The sequence below is a fragment of the Paraglaciecola sp. 25GB23A genome (assembly GCF_040012495.1).
GTDB lineage: Bacteria > Pseudomonadota > Gammaproteobacteria > Enterobacterales > Alteromonadaceae > Paraglaciecola.
On the sequence record NZ_JBDYKM010000001.1, the window covers coordinates 151,274 to 171,566 of the forward strand.

General features: G+C 41.8%; 15 protein-coding genes. 7 read left to right on the top strand and 8 right to left on the bottom strand.

Features of this window, described 5'->3' with window-relative positions; translation table 11 throughout:
* Positions 1–199: 199 nt before the first annotated feature.
* Positions 200–2,356 (bottom strand): alpha-galactosidase, encoded by a 2,157-nt coding sequence (locus tag ABKW31_RS00640; RefSeq protein WP_348614191.1) that lies wholly within the window; start codon positions 2,354–2,356, stop codon positions 200–202.
* 212 nt (positions 2,357–2,568) lie between these two features.
* Positions 2,569–3,327: a DeoR/GlpR family transcriptional regulator gene (locus ABKW31_RS00645; RefSeq protein ID WP_348614192.1), complete on the bottom strand. Its 759-nt coding sequence runs from the start codon at positions 3,325–3,327 to the stop codon at positions 2,569–2,571.
* Positions 3,328–3,935: 608 nt separating this feature from the next.
* On the opposite strand from ABKW31_RS00645, the gene ABKW31_RS00650 reads away from it, so the two are divergent.
* From ABKW31_RS00650 to ABKW31_RS00680, 7 genes are all read left to right on the top strand, one after another.
* A complete protein-coding gene (locus ABKW31_RS00650; RefSeq protein ID WP_348614194.1) occupies positions 3,936–6,719 on the top strand; it encodes a TonB-dependent receptor in 2,784 nt (927 codons plus the stop codon).
* 83 nt (positions 6,720–6,802) lie between these two features.
* Positions 6,803–8,344 (top strand): tryptophan halogenase family protein, encoded by a 1,542-nt coding sequence (locus ABKW31_RS00655; protein WP_348614195.1) that lies wholly within the window; start codon positions 6,803–6,805, stop codon positions 8,342–8,344.
* Between the two features lie 22 nt (positions 8,345–8,366).
* Positions 8,367–9,116, top strand: coding sequence for a SapC family protein (locus ABKW31_RS00660; protein ID WP_348614196.1), 750 nt, complete (start codon positions 8,367–8,369; stop codon positions 9,114–9,116).
* Positions 9,117–9,119: 3 nt separating this feature from the next.
* On the top strand, positions 9,120–10,604 hold the full coding sequence (locus tag ABKW31_RS00665; RefSeq protein WP_348614197.1) for an SLC5 family protein: 1,485 nt from the start codon (positions 9,120–9,122) through the stop codon (positions 10,602–10,604).
* 23 nt (positions 10,605–10,627) lie between these two features.
* A complete protein-coding gene (locus ABKW31_RS00670) occupies positions 10,628–12,244 on the top strand; it encodes a glycerol-3-phosphate dehydrogenase/oxidase (RefSeq protein WP_348614198.1) in 1,617 nt (538 codons plus the stop codon).
* A gap of 169 nt (positions 12,245–12,413) precedes the next feature.
* Entirely contained in the window at positions 12,414–12,767 is a 354-nt protein-coding gene (locus tag ABKW31_RS00675) for a DUF4870 domain-containing protein (RefSeq protein WP_348614199.1), read from the top strand.
* Between the two features lie 411 nt (positions 12,768–13,178).
* Positions 13,179–13,940: a SapC family protein gene (locus ABKW31_RS00680; protein WP_348614200.1), complete on the top strand. Its 762-nt coding sequence runs from the start codon at positions 13,179–13,181 to the stop codon at positions 13,938–13,940.
* A gap of 133 nt (positions 13,941–14,073) precedes the next feature.
* Here the strand turns inward: ABKW31_RS00680 and ABKW31_RS00685 are convergent, their stop codons facing one another.
* Genes ABKW31_RS00685 through ABKW31_RS00710 form a run of 6 tightly spaced genes read right to left on the bottom strand, consistent with a single transcriptional unit; the run spans position 14,074 to position 20,018 of the window.
* Entirely contained in the window at positions 14,074–15,135 is a 1,062-nt protein-coding gene (locus ABKW31_RS00685) for an aldose epimerase family protein (protein WP_348614201.1), read from the bottom strand.
* Complete coding sequence (gene glpK, locus ABKW31_RS00690; RefSeq protein WP_348614202.1) at positions 15,132–16,625, bottom strand: glycerol kinase GlpK; 1,494 nt, start codon at positions 16,623–16,625, stop codon at positions 15,132–15,134. Before glpK ends, ABKW31_RS00685 begins: the two co-directional genes overlap by 4 nt.
* A gap of 24 nt (positions 16,626–16,649) precedes the next feature.
* Positions 16,650–17,378 (bottom strand): FadR/GntR family transcriptional regulator, encoded by a 729-nt coding sequence (locus tag ABKW31_RS00695; RefSeq protein ID WP_348614203.1) that lies wholly within the window; start codon positions 17,376–17,378, stop codon positions 16,650–16,652.
* Between the two features lie 45 nt (positions 17,379–17,423).
* Positions 17,424–18,323, bottom strand: a complete 900-nt coding sequence (locus ABKW31_RS00700) for an SMP-30/gluconolactonase/LRE family protein (RefSeq protein WP_348614204.1) — start codon at positions 18,321–18,323, stop codon at positions 17,424–17,426.
* On the bottom strand, positions 18,316–19,251 hold the full coding sequence (locus ABKW31_RS00705) for a 2-dehydro-3-deoxygalactonokinase (protein WP_348614205.1): 936 nt from the start codon (positions 19,249–19,251) through the stop codon (positions 18,316–18,318). The genes ABKW31_RS00700 and ABKW31_RS00705 overlap by 8 nt, the downstream gene beginning before the upstream one ends.
* Positions 19,251–20,018 carry an SDR family oxidoreductase gene (locus ABKW31_RS00710; RefSeq protein WP_348614206.1) on the bottom strand — a complete coding sequence of 256 codons (768 nt, stop codon included), beginning with the start codon at positions 20,016–20,018 and terminating at the stop codon, positions 19,251–19,253. The genes ABKW31_RS00705 and ABKW31_RS00710 overlap by 1 nt, the downstream gene beginning before the upstream one ends.
* Positions 20,019–20,293: the final 275 nt, after the last annotated feature.

Sequence of the window (20,293 nt, forward strand, 5' to 3'; positions counted from 1 at the left end):
CTTTGAACATGTCATATTTCCTTGTTTTATAGGTTGCGGCTTATTGTGCGCTGCATTTTTTGGTTCTCTTACTCTAACAGAGCGGTGATTATTTTGTCTTTATTTACCCACTTTGTTTGCGTAAATATTGCCCAAACAAAAAGACAAAAACCCGATAAATCGGGTTTTTACTTCACATTATTATCTTTTAAAGGGGGAGTTACATCGCCGTCAGTTGAAAGATTAAACTACTTTGTGGGGTGAGCAGGGGCAGTTGTAAACCAAGTTGCATCAGTAATTCACCACTGAATACTTGTCCGTCAATATCGGGTAGGTTGGTTTTAAAATTAAATAGTGCCGACTTAGGCCAATTTCCGCCCAACTTAATCGGCCAAATGACGTCCAGTTTATAGTGGTTGTCTGCACGTAAACCAGCAAACAAGTATTGTTCGGGTAAGGCGTAAGAAGGACATTCTAGCAAGCTATACGAAAATAAACCCTGTGATTTATCTGCAGCGACGATGCCCAAACCATGCATATAAGCCGGCAGTTCTAATCTGAATAGATCACCCGTGTGGACCAAGTCGCGATGCTGTTTGTAGAGCGTCGTCATTGCGGTTAATTCAATCTTTTCACTGTCGCTCAGTTCTCTTAAGTCCATCTCCATACCCATGTGCCCAAATAATGTCACAGAGGCCCGCATTTCCATACTGATATGGCGATGAGTGATATGACAATCCCGCGGACCGACATGTGAACCCATTAATTCGGCCGGGAAAAAATAAGAGAAACCTTTTTGGATTTTTAAACGCTCTAACGCATCATTTGAATCGGAAGTCCAAATACGGTCAGTATGGGCTAATACGCCAAAGTCCGCGCGCCCGCCGCCTGAAGCACAACTTTCAATTTCTACACTAGGGTGTTTTGCTTTTAAAGCGGCAACTAAATGATAAAAAGCTAAGGTTTGACGATGAATAGCCGGTTTGCCAGCAGCATCACCCGCATGATTAATATCGCGGTTCATGTCCCATTTTATATAACTAATGTCATATTCACTTAATAGACTATCTAAGCGTTCGTATAAATAATCGAATACTTCAGGGCGAGTCAGATCGAGCACTAATTGATGGCGAAAGCCTAGTTGTTCATTGCCAGCACAGCTTAGTACCCATTCAGGATGGGTGCGAAATAAATTGCTGTCAGGATTAACCATCTCTGGTTCAAACCACAAACCAAATTCAAGGCCTTGCGCTTTAACATGGTCGATAAGTGGGCCAAGTCCATCTGGATAAAATGCCTGATCAACATACCAATCACCCAGTGCTGCAGTGTCATCATTTCTGCCGATAAACCAGCCATCATCTAATACAAAACGTTCGGCACCTAATTTTCCTGCTCGTTCAGCTAGGTCTTTTAAGGTATCCATATCATGTTTAAAATATATACCTTCCCATGTGTTGTAGTGCACGGGGCGAGCTTTATTTTTTACTTCTGGGCGAATCAAATGCTGGCGGACATAACGATGATATTGTTGTGATAAACCAGATAAACCTTGGTCTGAGTAACAGGCATACAGCACTGGGCTAGTGTAACTTTCGCCATGAGCCAGCTGTATCTCACCGGGTAACAGCAACTCGCCTAGTTGCACATAAGCTCGTCCATCAGCCATTTTTTCGGCCAGAATTTTATGATTGCCACTCCAGCCTAGGTGAAAACCAAAGGCTTCGCCGACCAATTCGGTGGTGGCTTTACTGCGCATAATTAAACCCGGAAACGCATCATGTGAGGTACGCCCTCGGCGGTTTTCTCTTACATAAGAGCCAAAATGCAAGCTTTGTTCATGAGTGTGAAATTCGCCAGCCCAGTGTCCGTCAAAACCAATGATGTGTTGAAATTGACTGGTAATGGGAAGTGTTGCCGCGGCGCAATGATTAATGGTGATGGGGCTGCTGTGCAAGTTTGACACCTTTGAACTTATGCTCAATACATCGGTGTTCGGGTCTATAGCAACACTGGCTTCAATCTCGATTTGACGGTCTACATCGAGGCTGAAAATGCTGTAATGATGTTCACTGTGTTGCACTATCTTTTTAATTTTAGCTGCGACAGACCATTGATCGCCATCACCCGATAAGCTTAATCCGGGATGTCCGGTAAAGCCTTGGCCTGCAGTGGGTGTTAAGGATAAAGCAACTTCCTTCATTGGTGAAGCAGGGGCCTCCTGTCTTTGTCTCAACAGACTCAACATTTTTGCTGATATGTTTTGAGTGAGTTTTTTACGCCAGTAAACAACTTGTGGGATGTTTGAGTAACAGTCAATGACGACGCTGGATTTACTGCCATTTAATACTAATAGGGTTTGAACGGGTAAAGACATAATGGTTAAACCTGACTTGATGAGTGGGCTGATTGTGTGAATTCATTAATATGCATATTCAGCATAGTCGCCCCAAAAAATTATTTTGATTCAAAATACAGAAATTCGTATTCGCCATCATAAAAGAACGTTGAAACATTATGCTGCAGGAATGTTGCGCATTTGATAACTAAAAAGAAAGCATGTCAACAATAACGAAAATTATCGAACAATCAGGCCTTGATGAAGGTAATGCCATTTTGTTTGATAATTTCTTGAATTTCGGTGGGTGGCAACTCATCACAGACTAAGTAATTAACTTGAGAAATATGCCCTTGTTTGACCATGGCACAGCGTTCAAATTTACTGGCATCCGCAGCCAAAATAACATTGCGCGAATTCTTTAAAATCGCTTGGGAGACCTTTACCTCTCTGAAGTCAAAGTCGAGTAAAGCTCCATCTGCACTAATGCCACTGATACCAATGATGCCGTAGTCCATTTGAAACTGACTGATGAAGTCACAAGTGGCCTCACCAATGATACCTCCGTCCCGATACCTCACTTCTCCAGCAGCAATAATTACACTAAAATCCTCTTTAGCTGACAGGATAGTGGCCACATGGATATTATTGGTGACGACATGGAGGTTGCGATGATTAAGTAATTTAGAGGCAACTAACTCGGTAGTTGTACCAATGTTGATAAACAAAGATGCACCGTCTGGGATCATATTGGCGATCGCTTCAGCAATACGTTCTTTTACGCTTTTATTAAAGGTTTTTCTGTCTTGGTAAGGGGTGTTTTCCCAACTGGCATTAATGCCCGCACCACCGTGATATCGACTTATTAAACCCGCTTCAGCTAATTGATTTAGATCTCGTCTAATGGTTTGTGGGGTAACATCACACTCACTAACCAAATCATCAATCGACATGAAACCACGTTGTTTAATTAAACTAACAATTAATTCATTGCGACGAGTCTGGTTCATTTACAGAATTCCCTTATTACATTTTACAAGAGTGTACAATATTAAGTCGTTAAATGGAGAGAGTTGATCATCATATTTTCATTTACGAAAATCATCAAATTATTTTCTTTCATATTCTAACTACGAATCAAATCCATTCATTGCGCTTTCCTGCACACTTTAATGTCTGGGGTAGCATTTAATTTATGCCATTTTAGTCATTTTTCACTCAAGTCCTAAATTTTGACCTAGAGTAAAAGTATTAAAAAATTATTGTGCTGGACAGTGACCAACCAAAGGCGCAATTGCAAGTTAAGCGTAAAGATGATCAGCACTAGTTAGCGACCACAATATAGACTAAAGTGTTGATTAATCATAATAATCCTAATAATATTATAAATGGAAGTTTGTTATTTAAACGAAAATAAACGAATGCAAATGAATATCATTGGTTAACTGCTTGTTAATATGATTTTTTCAATAAAAACAATTACTTATGTTTTTATTTGGTGGTCATGCAAGTAATTTTTTGTAAATCATTTGTTATTGTTATTGAGCAAAAATGAATATTAGTGTATAAATATCGAAAATTTATCACGCGTTAATTTTTACAACCGACGAGAAAACACATGACACACAAAACAAAACAAATAGAAAGCTTTGCTAAACGTTCTCTTCTTGGCATGGCAGTAGCAACTGCTTTGTATTCAGGAGCGACCTTGGCACAAGAAACACCTGAGCCTGTTGCTGATGATGTTGAGGTAATAGAAGTTCGTGGTTTAATTAGTAGCCTTAAACGTTCTTTTTCTGACAAAAAAGAAGCGTTAATTGTATCAGACGGTATTGCAGCAGAAGATTTGGGCAAGTTTCCTGATCAAAACGTTGCTGAATCGTTGCAGCGTATTACTGGTGTTTCAATTGACCGTAGTGGCGGCGAAGGCCAGCTAATCTCGGTACGTGGTTTTGGACCACAGTTCAACCTAGTCACCGTCAATGGTCGTCAAATGGCCTCTGAAAGAGCGGGCCGTGAATTCAGTTTTGATACTTTAGCGTCTGAACTAATTGCTGGTGCAGACATTTATAAAACGGCTAATGCCGCTAACCAAGAAGGTGGCATCGGCTCATATATCAATTTAAAAACAGCTAAACCTTTTGACCTAGACGGCTTCAAAGCGGTAGGTAGTGTAAAAGCCACCTATGACAGTTTGTCAGAAAGCACCACTCCAGCATTCTCAGGCTTAGTTAGCAATACCTTTATGGATGACAAGTTAGGCGTGTTAGCGTCTTTGTCAGTGCAAAAGCGTGATGCCCAAATTAACCAAGCGGATACCCGCGGTTTTTATCGCGTTGACCGTATTCAAACCAATGACTTTGACGCTGCAACAGGCGCCGGTAAAGAAGCGTTTAACGTGTGGGTGCCTCGTAACTTAGATTTGACTTCTAACGAAGAAGATAGAACTCGTACCAGCGGTACCTTAGTGGTGCAGTATGCTGCGAGTGATGATTTAACCGTAACCTTTGATGGTCTGTATTCTAAATTTAAGGTTGATTCACAAGTAAGTAACTACGCTAACTGGTTTACTCCTGGCAACTTCCGTGATTTTGAAGTCGATGCCGCTACAGAAACCGTGACTAAATGGTCACATAATGCCTTCAATGATCCTATGGGCGGCGGTTCTGGTGCAACTGACTTTGTGCAACAAGGTTTAGATCGTAACGTCAAGATTCAAGGTTTTGGTTTTAATGCAGATTGGGACCTAAACGAGCAGTTGAATGTCAATATCGATATCTCAACTTCTTCTGCTGAAGATTTAAGTGGTGATCAAAGTCGTGTATTTACGGTTATGGGATATGCTAACGGTTATACTTACGACTTCACTGGCGGTGGCGACTTGCCTTCGTTCTCATCTGACGGTATCAATGGTCCTTTCACTGAAGCTGATGCCAGTAAATTACGCGCCCACTATGTAGAACGTGGCGGCGATGAGCGTAAAGATGACATCACTGAAATGCGTGCTGATTTTACTTATACGCCTGATAGCGAAACATTTACCCAATTGCGTTACGGTTTGTATACTCAGGATAGAACTAAGTCTGCCAAAGTTTTCCAATCACCTAGCTTACCTAACTGTTTCTACTGTGGTTACGGCTTTGATGTTCCTGACGACCTAGCGTATTTAGTATCACCAAACGGCTGGTTTGATGGTATCCCATCTTCGTTTTATGGTTATAACGTTGATGATTATCTAGCGTTTTTAGAAACTGATGGCGCTATTGCTGGCCAGTCTATCAATCGTGGTGAAGATGGCGCGACTAATATTGCGGCCTTTGCTGCCCTAAATGGTTACACTCCTGTCGAACTGGGTACGAGCTTTGAAATTGACGAAGAAATTTTGTCAGCCTATGCTGATTTTGTTTTCCAAGGTGATTTAGGTGACATGCCATGGACTGTTAATGTAGGCTTCCGTTACAGCGAAACCACTACTACAGCATCAGGTAATCAAGCAACATTATTAGATATTTCACAGAATCCATTAGACGGTACCATACTTGACCAAACCTATCAGGTAGACGCCAATGGTCAACGTGTATCTGTGCCAATTTCATTAGAAAATACTTATAGCAACTTATTACCCAGCTTAAACGTTAAGTTTGAAATTGAAGAAGATATGTTGTTACGTTTTGGTTACTCAGAAACCTTAACTCGCCCTACCATGTCAGACATGCGTCCAGTAACCAATATTGGTTCAACACGCCCTGATTTGTTATTAGCAAGCGGTGGTAACCCTTACTTGACGCCTTTCTTGTCAACTAACTGGGATGTTTCATACGAATGGTATTATGCTGATGCGAGCGCCGTTTCGATTGGTCTTTTCAGTAAAGATGTTGTCGGTTTTATTACATCAACACCTGCAACGGAGACTTTCTCTCTAGCTAGTGGTAGTTATGACTTTGAAGTTAACCGTCCACGTAATGGTGCAGCAGCGCAAGTTCAAGGCTTAGAAATGGCTTGGACACATACTTGGGAAAGTGGTTTTGGTTTCCAAGCAAACGCCACTATTGTTAACAGTACCAGTGAAGACGACTTCCAATTAGAAGGTTTAGGTGATTCACAAAACTTGATTGGCTTCTATGAAAAAGACGGTTTCCAAGCACGTGTTGCCTTTAATAATCGTGAATCTTTTTTACAGACTTTACGTAATGGTGATACAGCCGAGCCTGAATTTGTTGATACATACGGACAGTGGGATGTAAGTGCTAGTTACGATATTAATGAAAACTTTACTCTTGTGTTTGAAGGTATCAATGTTACTGATGAATACACGTCTAAACACGGTCGTTTAGCGAGTCACTTTACTGAACAAGTTCGTTCAGGTGCACGCTACGCAGTAGGTGTTAGAGGTTCGTTCTAGTTAAGTTATGTTAGTAAGTTAAAAAAGGGGATTTAATCCCCTTTTTTGCTGAAAGTTTAGCAAGCATTTTAAAGGTAAAAACGTTGTCTGGAGTTATTAAACGAATTATTGTTCTTGGCGGGGGTACGGCAGGCTGGATAACCGCCGGTATTCTTGCAAAAAAACACATGGGTAATTCAATAAACCAAGGCATTCAGATAAGCCTAATTGAGTCGCCTGATATATCTGTTGTGGGAGTGGGTGAAGGCACTTGGCCCACTATGCGCAAGACTTTAGCTCAGCTTGGCATTTCAGAGACGCACTTTATACGTGAATGTGGTGCAACGTTTAAGCAAGCAAGTAAATTTGTTAATTGGATAAAAGCACAAAACGATGTGTATTATCATCCTTTTACCGAGCCTCAGGGTTTTAACAGAATTGATCCCGCCCCTTATTGGCAATCATCTGTTGAGTCAGCTGGTTCATTTTCTGCTGCAGTTAGTTTTCAACACTACCTGTGTGAGCATGGCCTTGCGCCTAAAACCATAGCCAACAAAGAATTCGAAGTCATTGCCAATTATGGCTATCACTTAGACGCGGCTAAATTTATCACCCTCTTACGTGAACACTGTGTCAATCAACTTGGCGTTGAGCATATTTGCGATACGGTTGAGCAGGTCAAACAAAACGAACAAGGTGATATTACGGCCTTACAGACCAAACAACACGGAGAGCAACAAGCCGATTTGTTTGTCGATTGTTCAGGTATGCGCAGCTTGTTATTAGCAGATACCTTGAACGTGCCTTTTGTTCCTTGTGACCATGTTTTTTTAGCTGATACCGCATTAGCTACTCAAGTGCCTTATACCCAGGCTGATGATCCTATTGCTTGTCATACTATCGCAACTGCCCAAACAGCGGGCTGGATCTGGGATATCGGTTTACAGCAGCGCCGTGGAGTAGGCTATGTGTATTCAAGCCAGCATTGCTCTGAAGAAGAAGCTCGACGAACGCTTGCTCAGTACATTGGCTGTGAAACAGTAGAGAATGCAAAGAAGATAAACTTCAAACCTGGGCACCGCGAGGTATTCTGGAAAAATAATTGCGTTGCAGTGGGCTTAGCCGCCGGCTTTTTAGAGCCCCTTGAGGCATCCGCTTTAATGTTGATAGAAACATCGGCAAATTTTATTGCAGATCAACTGCCAGCAGACACAGAGCTTATGCCTTTAGCCGCAAAGCGTTTTAATACCATGATGTTAAAAAAATGGCGGGGTGTGATTGATTTTCTAAAACTACACTATGTCTTAAGCGAGCGCACCGAGCCGTTTTGGCAACAGCACCGCCAAACCGCGAGCGTGCCTGAGTCACTACAAGAACTGCTCACATTATGGCGTTACCGCTCACCCAATGAATATGACTTTACTGATAGTGTAGAAGCCTTTAGTGCAGCGAGTTATCAATATATTCTTTATGGGGTGGGTTTTAAGTCTGACTTTAGTCAGATGAAACATCTGTACCAGCAAGGTGAGTTGGCCAAAAAGCAAAGCTTATTGACGCAAAAACGCATCGAGCAATTGAAATATACCTTGCCAACACACAGAGAACTTATCAATAAAGTAAATACCTTAGGTTTTTCGAAACTTTAATACCCTCTGACGAGAGATAATAATGTCTAACTATGTACTACTTGATCCTGCTCAACACCAGGATATAAAAATAAAACCACACAGTAATTTTGCGTTTTCAGAGCATCAACATCACGCTTCATTAGTGGTGCATGAGTTCGGCGCTGCTGCGAGTAGTTTTCCCGTTGTGTATATGAAAGAACCCACACAGGGGCAATTTCGGGCCGTCGCTATGCTAAGTTTGGTCGCAGGTGCTAATCCATTTTTTACTGAGCAAGAATGGTTAGCTGTGCATGTACCATCAGCTTTTTTGCGTAAGCCCTTTGAATTTGGCCCTGATCCGGTGCAAGAAAAAACCTTAACAATTTACATTGATGAACAAAGCGACTATCTCAGTCAATCTGAGGGAGAGGCGCTTTATCAAAATGGTGAGCCCAGTCAGTTTTTGCTGCAGATCCAACAAAAAATGGCCGAATATTATCAACAAGAGCAGTTAACCCACCAATTTACTCAACAATTACTCAAACTTAATTTACTCAAAGAAATTGAGCTAATGATGGAGTTTAGCGATGGTAAAAAAACGCAAGTCAAAGGTATTTATACCATTGATGAAGAGGCCCTACGTCAGTTACCCGAAGCTGATATTTTGGATCTCAATAAGAAAAATTTCTTATTACCCATTCATGCAATATTGTCATCATTAATTCAAGTTAATCGACTTATCAAACAACATAATTATCGTTCAGAGAATAAAATTCTTGGCGTACAAATGCGCGTTAACGCAGAGGAATAAAAGATGTCAGAGAATATGCTCCAAGTATCTATTTTCGCCATTGTAACTGCCCTAATTGGCTTGTTAACTTACTTACAATGCCGTGGTAAAGGGCGTTTACAGAACGCCAGTGAAAGCCAGCAAAACAAAGAATTATTTCTCGCTGGTGGTAATTTAAAGTGGTACTTCATTGCGGGCTCTATCACCTTAACTAACTTAAGTACCGACCAATTAGTGGGCACTAACGGCACTCAAATGGCACTGTTAGCGTGGTGGGAGTTTGCCGCCTTAGTTGGCTTAATTATATTGGCCAAAGTCTTCTTACCGGTTTATTACAAATTTCAGTGCACGACCACTACAGAGTTATTGGAAAAACGTTATCAAAATAAACATATACGCGCGGTGATTGGGGTATTGTTTTTCTTAAGCAGTGCCTTGGTATTTTGTCCTGCAGTTATTTATTCCGGCTCTTTATTTATGCAGACTATGTTCAATGTCGACATTCCGCTAATGTACATAGCAACCGCATTTGCCGTGCTTGGCGCCATGTATGCTATTTTTGGTGGATTACGCGCAGTTGCTGTATCGGACACTTACTCTGGTGTGTTGCTTTTAACCATGGCAATTGTGGTGGTGTTTCTAGCGCTTAATGCAATCGATTATGATTTCTCTGCTATCCCAGCAGATAGAATGACCTTGATTGGCGATAATGAGTCACCCATTCCTTGGCCTACCTTATTGACCGGTATGATATTTATTCAAATGTTTTATTGGGGGACTAATCAGGTTATTACTCAGCGTGCTATGGCTGCTCCAAACTTAAAAGAAGCACAGAAAGGCGTGTATGCCGCAGTGGGTATTCGTCTGTTAATTGTACCTGCTATTGTGGTTATTCCCGGCATTGTATCCTTTCAACTTTATGGTGATATTGGTGATGCAGCCTATGGACGAATAGTGGGCGACTTACTACCCTCTTGGTTATCTGGCATTTTTGCTGCCGCAATGGCCGCTGCTGTATTATCGACCTTTAACAGTAACCTGAACTCAGCCACGACATTATACGTCTGTGATATTCATGAACCCTATGTGGGACATACTTCAAATGTACCAAGGTTAAGTGCTTGGATCACGGCAGCGTTAACCGTCATCTCTTTATTGTTGGTACCTGTTTATGCCCAAGCAGACAGCATTATTAATTTGTTGCAGCAACTATGGGGTCTATTCAGTATGCCGATACTATCCATTTTTATAGTCGGTTTAGTGTTTAGAAACGTACACGCGAATGCGGGTATTGTTGCTGTTATTTTTGGTGTGTTTTTATATGGCTTTTTGTCATTCGACTTCTCGCCTATCCACGCACCATTTGGCTTACATTATATTCACTTAATGTTTGTGACTTTAGTGTCTTGTGTTTCGATGGCACTGTTAGTCAATAAATTGGTCTTTAAGCAAAGCGCAGAATTTGCTTGGGGCAGTGATGATGGCCTTGAGCAAGTAAACAAAATTTAAACGCATTAATTATCGGAATCGCCATGAGTCATTTGAGAAAAAGTAATATTAGCAAATTGCCCCAAGGCACTTATGATGTTTTGATTGTCGGTGGTGGCATTAACGGCGCTGTGTCAGCGGCAGCACTGGCAGCTAAGGGAGTTAAAGTAGCACTGATCGACAAAGGCGACTTTGCGGGTTTTACCAGTTCTAACTCATCCAATTTAGCGTGGGGCGGAATTAAATATTTAGAAAGCTATGAATACGGTTTGGTCAATAAGTTGTGTCTTAGTCGCAACCATTTAATGCGCAGTTATCCGTCGACGGTCAAGGAAATACGCTTTTTGACCAGTATTCAAAAAGGTTTTCGGTTTCCTCCTCTGTTTGTTTATATGGGTACCTTACTTTATTGGATGATGGGGCGTTTTTTTACTAAAATGCCGAGTTATCTTTCGGGTGGCAAAATTAAATCCATGGAAAATGTTATCAATACTCAAAACGTAATAGGAGGTTTTGAATATTCAGACGCCTATTTGTATGACAATGATGCGCGTTTTGTGTTTAATTTTATTCGTTCTAGTATGAGTTATGGTTGTATCGCGGCCAATTATGTTGAGTCTTTAGGATCAACGCGCAGCGACAATACATGGGTGACTAAAAGTAGAGACTGTATTTCAGGACAAGAATTTGAAATTCGTTCAAAAGTATTAATTAACGCTGCAGGGCCTTTTGTTGATCCCTTAAATATGGTCAATAATGAGAAGACTGAACATCATCATGTTTTCTCGAAAGGTATTCATCTTATCGTAGACAGAGTGACGCCAAGTAATAAAGTTTTGACCTTCTTTGCCGATGATGGCCGTCTGTTTTTTGTCATACCTATGGGGCCTAAAACCTGTATTGGTACAACCGATACCCAAGTTGAAAGCCCAATAACCCAAGTCACCGAAAAAGACCGACAGTTTGTATTAGACAATGTCAATAAGTTACTCGCTCTGGATAAACCTCTAAGCAAAAAAGACATCATTTCTGAACGATGTGGGGTTCGCCCCTTAGCGATTAAGGGCTCTGGAGGTAAAGCAGATTGGGTACAATTATCGCGTAAACATGCTATCGACAAACATAAAGAACACAATTATTTATCAATTTTTGGCGGTAAGCTAACCGATTGCATCAATGTTGGTGATGAGGTTGCTGGTATCGTTGAGAACTTTGGAATAAGCCTGCCTTATACTAATTTCAAATGGTACGGAGAGCCAGATGATACGGTTAGAGATGAATTTTTTCATCGAGCCAAACTAATGGGCTTAGACACATTGACACCAGTAACGTCATCAGAGCCTCTTACATCAAGATTTTGGCGACGTTATGGGCGCAATGCCATCAACATGTTAGAAAGAATCCGTGAGAATCCACAAATGGCGGAATTATTGATCGAAAATTCTGAATACTTGCGGGTTGAAATTGAGCATGCGGCCGAACGCGAAATGGTCACCAAGTTGGAAGATTTTTTGCGTCGCCGTTCAAAGATATCGTTAGTGGTGCGCGATAAAGACATACTCGATGCACCCGGTTTAAAGGAGGCCTGTGAAATACTATTTGGTGACGAAGCGCAGGCTAAATTACAGGAGTATATTGACACTGTAGCAAAATACGCGTGATTCATCGTTGCGCTTGAGGTGGTGAATTAGGTATTGCGTTGAGCGTATTTTCCCTTTAACTTCAGACGTCAGCGTTGAGTGATTGGTAAGTTGCTTTGAGTTACTAAAAATTTAGTGAGACCTTGACCTGGATAGAAAAATTGACTTTAACGTTGAAAAAGGAATTACCATGAGTGAATTTGATAATGAACTGCTACCCAAAAGCGTTGATCAAGATGCTAAAAACTTAGCCTTACTCACTTGGGTAGGAACAATATTTTTCGGTTTTATCCCCGGTTTAATCATGTATTTAGTCAAGAAAGATGAGCCTTTTATTTGTAGTCACGCAAAAGAAGCGCTCAATTGGTCGATTACGGTGACCATCGCTTACTTCGCTTGTCTAGTCTTGACCGTTATTGTGATTGGCGCCTTATTGTTACCTGTTGTCGGTATTTGTCACTTGGTTTTTTGCATTCTGGGCGCGATCAAAGCCTCAAATGGTGAAAACTATTTATGCCCCTTTGCCATACGTTTGATTAAGTAAGATTTAAGGTGCTGGCTTACTTACTTAATCACTTATATCGGCTTAGGCCTTAAATCTTGGGCTTGTGTTATAAGGTAAGGCTGCAAGATTTATTTTTATTCTGCAGTCTAAGATTTTGTTTTACTTAGTAAAAATTCAATATTTTTGTCCACTTAATTTGGTTAGTTAAATAAGCTGTGAGCAGATGATGACAAAAACGGCTAAATGTAAGATACTTTTGGCCGTTTTTGTTAGGTTTAGCCTTGTAGCGATTCAAATATCGGCACTGCTAAGATGACTCTATGAAGTGATATACTGGGGTGCTCAGGTCTAATAGCTACTGTTTTTCGTTAGTCGCACTTGAATTAAATTATTTCGTCAGCATTTCGTCTAAGTCACATTTTATTTACAAATTATAAAGAGAAGTATCCAATGACCATGAATTATATCCCCTTAGATAAAGATAAACATAAAGATCTACGCGTTAACCTTAAACATGAATTTGCTCATGTAAAAGATGCCCATATCGCTGCAGCATCATTAAAAGAATATGCGCAACTAGCCAGTTGTATGCCTATTATCTTTGTTAAAGATCCTAAGTCAGACATTACTCACAGTGTGGCAATGTTAGGCACCGAGCAAAATGTAAATTTGTATATGCAAAGCGGCAAGTGGAGCGCCCATAGCGTGCCTTTGAACATTCAACGTTATCCTTTTGATGTGCGCCCCGATGGCGACAAATTAGGTGTATATATCGATGAAAAGAGCGAACTAGTAGGTACTAAAGAAGGTGAGTTATTGTTCACTGAAGCCGGTGAAGCCAGCCCTTATTTGCAGAATCGTCAACAGTTATTGTCTGATCTTGCTAACAGTGAAATGGCCACTCAACGTTTTATCAATAAATTGATTGAATTGAAATTGCTTGATCCCATTGTTTTGCGTGTGCAATACGTCAGTGGCCAGCAACGTAATATCAACGGTATGCAAAGTATTAGCGAAAAGCGTTTACATGAACTGTCTGATGAGCAGATTTTAGAATTACATAAAGCCGGCTTCCTTGGGGCGATTTATGCCATCTTGTTGTCGCTCGGCCAATTAAATCGTCTAGTACAAATGTCAGCTGAAGGCGCTTCACCCATTCAATCTTTGCAATTAAAGATTGATGAGCCAGCAAAAGAACCAGCAACAGCTTAAGTATTTGGATCCACTGTTGAGCCCCCTTGACTCAAAGTCAACGGGGCTTTTTTGTTTTATGTCGGCCACGTAGCGTTAAATAATCCTGGCGATGTGTTTTAGGGTTTAACAATATTCGTGGCTGAAGCCACTCCTACAAGACTATCTGATACTCGGTAACAGCATAAAAGGTCTGGCCTTTTTCCAGCATAGCGCTGGGGAAATGGGGCTGATTAGGTGAATCGGGATAAAACTGGGTCTCAAAACACAGGGCGCCGTTACCTTGATAGCTCACCCCTTCTTTGCCTATAGGCTCTGAGCCCAAAAAATTAGCGGTATACAGCTGCACTCCTGGCATGGTGGTGTTAACAATCAACTTACGTCCTGATTGTGTTTCTAGGGCCATTGCCGCAAAAAACGGCTGCTGTAAGTCAGCTCGATAACCATCTAAACACCAATTGTGATCATAGCCGCTTCCAAATTTAATTTGTTCATGGCTACTCGCTAAACCTACTTTAACTGGCGTAAGTTCACGCAAATCAAAAGGGGTATTGGCAACTGGTGCCAATTCACCACTTGGTATGGCATTGCTATCGGTAGGCGTAAAATGACTAGCGAGTATTTGTGCCTGATGACTGTCAATATCGCCACTTTGATGGCCAGCTAAATTAAAATAACTATGCTGAGTAGGGTTGTACAGGGTAGCTTGGTCAGTGCTGGCCCTATACTCAATCCGCAGGCTATTCTCTTCTGTCAACGTATAAATTACTTCAGCTTTGAGCTGGCCAGGAAAGCCTTGATCGCCGTCTTCGCTGGTTAACTGTAAACATATACTAGGATTGAGCGCTTGACTAATCACGCTGGTTTGCCAAAGACGACGATTAAAACCATCAACTCCGCCATGTAAACTGTTACCTCCTTGGTTTGCGTCAAGCTGATAGCGCGTTTCTTTGAGGGTAAATTTACCGTGTTTAATTCGATTAGCGTAGCGACCAACTAGGGCGCCAAGGTAAGCTTGATCAGCTAAATAGTCCTCAACGGTATCAAAGCCTAATACGATATCCACCTGTTCAGAAGAGGGAGTAGGTACTAACCAACGTCGAATAATTCCGCCAAGATTTAATATGTCTATCTGCATGCCATTAGCATTAATTAGGCTTATTTGTTCTACTGCACGGCCGTCTGGTAAATGACCAAAAATTTGCTTGCTTATCATGCTTGAAATCCTAAGGTACTGTGCACCGCACTTTGCCAACCTTTTAATAATTGCTCTCGGCTGGTGTTATCCATAGTAGAGTTAAACTCAACATCCACTTTATTACGCGAAGCGAGGTCTTCTACTGAGGCATAGATACCAGCCTGTAAGCCGGCAAGATAAGCCGCGCCCAGTGCGGTTGTTTCTAAAATTTGCGGACGTTCCACCGTGATATTAAGTATGTTTGCCAAAAACTGACATAACCAACTATTGCCCACCATGCCACCGTCTACCCTGATTTTGTGAATAGATACGCCATCTTCGGCCATTGCCTGCATTAAATCGGTAGTTTGAAAACACACAGACTCAAGGGCGGCACGCACAAAATGTGCGTTAGTTGTTCCTCGGGTTAAGCCATATATTGCACCACGTGCGTCAGGGGCCCAATGTGGCGCACCTAAACCGGCAAACGCGGGTACCATAAATACACCATGATCATCTTCCACTGACTTGGCCAAGGCTTCCGTTTCTGAGGCGCTTCGTATCAAACCTAAACCATCCCGCAACCATTGTACTGCAGCACCAGCAATAAAAATCGAGCCTTCTAAGGCGTAATGGGTTTTGCCTTTAATGGTGTAAGCGACAGTGGTCAGTAATTTGTTTTTAGAAGCAAAGGCCTGTGTACCCGTATTGAGCATGACAAAACAACCGGTGCCATAAGTACTTTTAATCGCACCTTGTTGAAAACAACACTGGCCAATGCTGGCGGCTTGTTGATCGCCCGCTACGCCCAAAATAGGTAGAGAAAAACCAAATAACTCTTCAGTAGTATGGCCATAATCATCAGCACATTCTTTTACTTCAGGTAAAACTGATTTGGGTACATTGAAAATCTCAAGTAGCTTGTCATCCCAGGCCATATCATGAATATTAAACAGGTTGGTGCGACTGGCGTTAGTCACGTCGGTGGCGTGCACTTGGCCATCGGTAAGGCGCCAAATCAAAAACGAATCAATGGTGCCAAAGGCAAGTTCACCTGCTTGCGCTTTGTCGCGAGCTCCTTCGACATTATCTAGTATCCAGGCAACTTTTGATGCTGAGAAATAGGGGTCAAGTAATAATCCTGTGCGCGAATTCACCGCTTCGAATAAACCTTGTTCTTGTAAAGTGCGGCAGCTATTAGCAGTGCGTCTATCTTGCCAAACGATGGCGTTATAAATGGTTTGGCCGGTGGACCGGTCCCAAACAACGGTGGTTTCGCGCTGATTAGTCACGCCTATTGCCGCTATGCGAGCACCTTTAGCTATGGCTAAAGAGACGGCTTCGCGGCATACCACAATGGTAGAAGTCCAAATATCTTCCGGATCATGTTCTACCCATCCATCATGGGGATAGTGTTGCGCAAACTCTTGTTGAGCAACCGCAATAATGCTGGAGTCTGGGGCAAACACAATGGCGCGAGTAGATGTTGTTCCTTGGTCAATAGCGAGTATACAGTTTGAGATCTGCATGGTCATTCTGGTCCTTTTACAAAATTACAAAGATTTTTTATGCTTTTCTTCAGCTAAAGCGTTATTCAATAAGGATTTAGCTTCTATCAGTAAGGTACGCATTTGATCCTCGGCCCCTTGCTGATTACCGGCTAATATAAGGTCGAGGATCTTTTGATGATCATCGACACTGGCACGATCTACGCCTTTAAAACGATTGGTCATGCGAATACTAAAACGTAAGGCAACTTCGATGGTATGTCGCATGTTCCAGAAAAAACGATTATTACTTGCTTCTAAAATACCTACATGAAAGGCAATATCCGCATCTAAATGATCATCTTCACCTCGATCAGCCGCTTTCATTCTCTCCATCGCTTTTAACAACGTGAGGCGACTTGTTTCATTGAGATTTTGCGCGGCTAAGGCCGAAGCAGCCGGTTCAATCGCCAAGCGCATATCAACAAATTCTGAAATAATCGGTAAGTTACCTTTGCGTGCCAACATCCAATTTAATATATCGGGATCAGATAAATTCCACTGTGATTCAGGTAATACGATAGTGCCACGACGCGGCCTCGCATCTAGCATTCCCTTGGCAGTTAACATTTTCACCGCTTCGCGCAATACAGTGCGACTGGCGTCAAATGATTCACATAGCTGCGCTTCTGCCTGCAAAGGTTGGCCTTGCGGGAATTCGCCTAGGGCAATGGCTTTACCAAGCGATTGCACAATGTGTTGGGTAAAATTTCCGCTAAACATTCTCGTTGCCATTTTATTCTCTTTATTAGTCTTCAAAGTAAATTCGCTAATCAGATGTTAGTTTGGCTTAGCAACTGACATCGGCATGTGACATATCTGTTCTGGTAAGCCCGAATAAGGGCTACTAAATATATAAAGTCCGCCATCGTTTGGGCTGACTTGAGTTTGATCTAAACTTTGACGCGCTGATGTAATACATAAGTGGTCAAGATTGGGACCCGCAAAAGTCACGCAACTGGGTTGTTTGCAGGGTAAGGTTAGAGTGAGTAACAACTCACCACTGGGACTATAACGTTTAACTGTTGAGCTACCCCACTGGGCACTCCACAAGCAGCCGTCTTTATCTATACATGCGCCATCAGGGAAGGCTTTTGGTTCAGTATGGGCAAAGTCATGTAATTGGCCAATATTGCCACTCTTTGGATCAAATTCAGCGCTTTGAATGCAACGACTAGGGGAGTCGGCAAAATACACTCGCTGACCCTCAGGGCTCCAACACAAACTATTTGATATTTGTACGCCACTAATTTGCGCGCTGACTGTTGCATCAAAATCAAGGCGGTAAAGTTTACCTAGTTGTTGTTTTCCTTTTGATGAGTCAACCATAACACCGGCCCAAAAACGGCCTTGTCGATCAACTCGACCGTCGTTTAAACGCGTACCTTCAGGAAGTTCCAATTGTGTGATCCAACTCAGGGCTTGGCTAATGGGATTAAAAAAGGCAAACCCTCTTGGAAAAGCACATATCAGCCATTGCGGATCAGTCGTTAGGCCAAAACTACATAGTTTGTCAGGGCAAGGATAAACGGTTAAATCACCGCTGAAAGTCCAACAGTAGAGCTTATTTTGTAGTATGTCGGTCCAATAAAGTTGCTGTAAACGGTGATCCCAAATAACCCCTTCTCCGAGGGCATTATTAACCAACAAACTGTGTTCTAATTTGATGTCATTAAGCACTGATAGGGTCCTCCCAATGGCTTGAAACTAAGGTTTGCAAACCCAATATTGTGGCCTCTTCACTGCTAAAAAGTGTGTTCGCGATACCAATATGGTTAAAAGCTTGGACATAGAGGCTACAAATATAATCAGAGCCAATCACGCTTACCTGCGTAAACAAATGAAAATCTTGCATAGCAGCTTTTACATCGGCACCAATTAACAAACCTGATAAATAGCCTGCGGCCTGATTGTTATCCATGTTGTTAATTACTTGCAATGAACGAGTGGCAAATAGGGTATGCAGTAAATTACTGTTGGCGCCCATACCAATTTGCAGACCTTGGGTAAAACTCATTTCACAAGCACGCTGGTGGATAGACGGATTCAATAACACACTATGATGACAAAGAACTTCAAATAACTCGCCAACGGGACTGGTCACAAAAGATTGTATCTGCTGATTATTTAGCAAAGCCCATTTGGTATGGGTACCGGGCAAACAAACAAGGTGTTCTTTTTGTGGTTGGCATTGAGATAAAAAGCCAAAAAGTTGGGTTTCTTCACCCCGCATTATGTCAGGTAAACCATGTATATTGGTGCAAGTGACCCCCGGCAATATGGTGATGTTTATGCCTTGTGCATTGAAACTAATGGCATTATCGACTAATTGATGTGGGTCGGTAGGACAAGCTACATAAGGGGACTTTTTCCAGCCAATATCAGCCCCGACAGTGCCAATTAAAAAAACCGGTAAGGAACCATGTTGATCGAACCAGCCTTGGCATAATTCAAAAAAGCAGGCTTGAGGATCACTGATATGCTTAATGCCCCGTCCTTGCGAACGCGCTAATACCGTGATGCGTTGCTGATTAAAACGGCACAGATAGAAGCGACTAACGCTGGTACCCCAATCACCAATTACCATAAGTCCGTTGTTGGGCAGCATTAAGTGCGCCCCGCATCAACAATAAATTGTTGTCCGGTGATCATCGCACTGTCATCAGCAGCTAAAAAAAGTGCCATGTTTGCTACGTGACGTGATTCAAGCCGTCCTTTTAGAGCAACTGATTTTTGCCATTCTCGCTCAGCTTCTGGTGTTAGCCACATGGATAATTGCTTTTCTGTGGTAACCCAACCCGGGAGGATAGTGTTTATACGGATACCATATTCACCATATTGATTGGCCAAAGACTTACTTAAGCCATTGAGAGCTGATTTTGCGGCCACATAACCGGGCATTTGCCGTGGACCGATAAGGACATTAATTGAGCTGATATTAATGATGTTGCCTTTGCGATTTTCTCGCATCAACTTTATCGCAGTTTGTGAGGCAAAAAATGTGGCATCGAGGTTTACTGATAAACAATCTCGCCATGCTTTTTGACTTACTTCTAAGGGCGAATGACGCATATCATTTGCCACATTATTAATTAATATATCGAGTCTTTTAAAGCGCTTGGGAATTGCCTCAATAAAATCTTGTAAGGCATCAATGTCAGTGGCATCGAGATGAGTAAACTCAGGCTTATTGCCATATTGTGCTTGTACTTTTGCACAAAGGGCTTGAGCGGCATCAGACAAGATATCAATAAAAATAACTTTAGCTTGCTGACGACAAAACACTTCGACCATAACGGCACCTATGCCTGACGCGCCGCCAGTTATAAAAACAACTTTATCTTGTAGGCTAGGATAGATAGCATCGTTATCCATTAGCTAATACCTAAGTAATATAGTATTGCAGAGCACCGAGGTATTCCTTAAGCTTATGATTAATAAATATAAAATTCAAAAATCCCTGTTGGTATAAATAGTATAATATTACTTAAATACACAATATCCCACTAAATTTGCTTATTTTTAGCCTCTTGGTGTTTTAGCGCAGATGGAAAAGCGTTTTTAGCTGCTTAAAGTTAAATATGACTACCTAGTCTATTTTAATTTTCCTGTTACCAACTTGCGTCACCTCTGGTGTTTTTCTAGCGATA

Coding starts and splice junctions, on each gene's coding strand:
- ABKW31_RS00640 (WP_348614191.1), bottom strand. CDS start 2,356: ATGTCTTTACCCGTTCAAACCCTATTAGTATTAAATGGCAGTAAATCC.
- ABKW31_RS00645 (WP_348614192.1), bottom strand. CDS start 3,327: ATGAACCAGACTCGTCGCAATGAATTAATTGTTAGTTTAATTAAACAA.
- ABKW31_RS00650 (WP_348614194.1), top strand. CDS start 3,936: ATGACACACAAAACAAAACAAATAGAAAGCTTTGCTAAACGTTCTCTT.
- ABKW31_RS00660 (WP_348614196.1), top strand. CDS start 8,367: ATGTCTAACTATGTACTACTTGATCCTGCTCAACACCAGGATATAAAA.
- ABKW31_RS00665 (WP_348614197.1), top strand. CDS start 9,120: ATGTCAGAGAATATGCTCCAAGTATCTATTTTCGCCATTGTAACTGCC.
- ABKW31_RS00670 (WP_348614198.1), top strand. CDS start 10,628: ATGAGTCATTTGAGAAAAAGTAATATTAGCAAATTGCCCCAAGGCACT.
- ABKW31_RS00675 (WP_348614199.1), top strand. CDS start 12,414: ATGAGTGAATTTGATAATGAACTGCTACCCAAAAGCGTTGATCAAGAT.
- ABKW31_RS00680 (WP_348614200.1), top strand. CDS start 13,179: ATGACCATGAATTATATCCCCTTAGATAAAGATAAACATAAAGATCTA.
- ABKW31_RS00685 (WP_348614201.1), bottom strand. CDS start 15,135: ATGATAAGCAAGCAAATTTTTGGTCATTTACCAGACGGCCGTGCAGTA.
- glpK (WP_348614202.1), bottom strand. CDS start 16,625: ATGCAGATCTCAAACTGTATACTCGCTATTGACCAAGGAACAACATCT.
- ABKW31_RS00695 (WP_348614203.1), bottom strand. CDS start 17,378: ATGGCAACGAGAATGTTTAGCGGAAATTTTACCCAACACATTGTGCAA.
- ABKW31_RS00705 (WP_348614205.1), bottom strand. CDS start 19,251: ATGCTGCCCAACAACGGACTTATGGTAATTGGTGATTGGGGTACCAGC.
- ABKW31_RS00710 (WP_348614206.1), bottom strand. CDS start 20,018: ATGGATAACGATGCTATCTATCCTAGCCTACAAGATAAAGTTGTTTTT.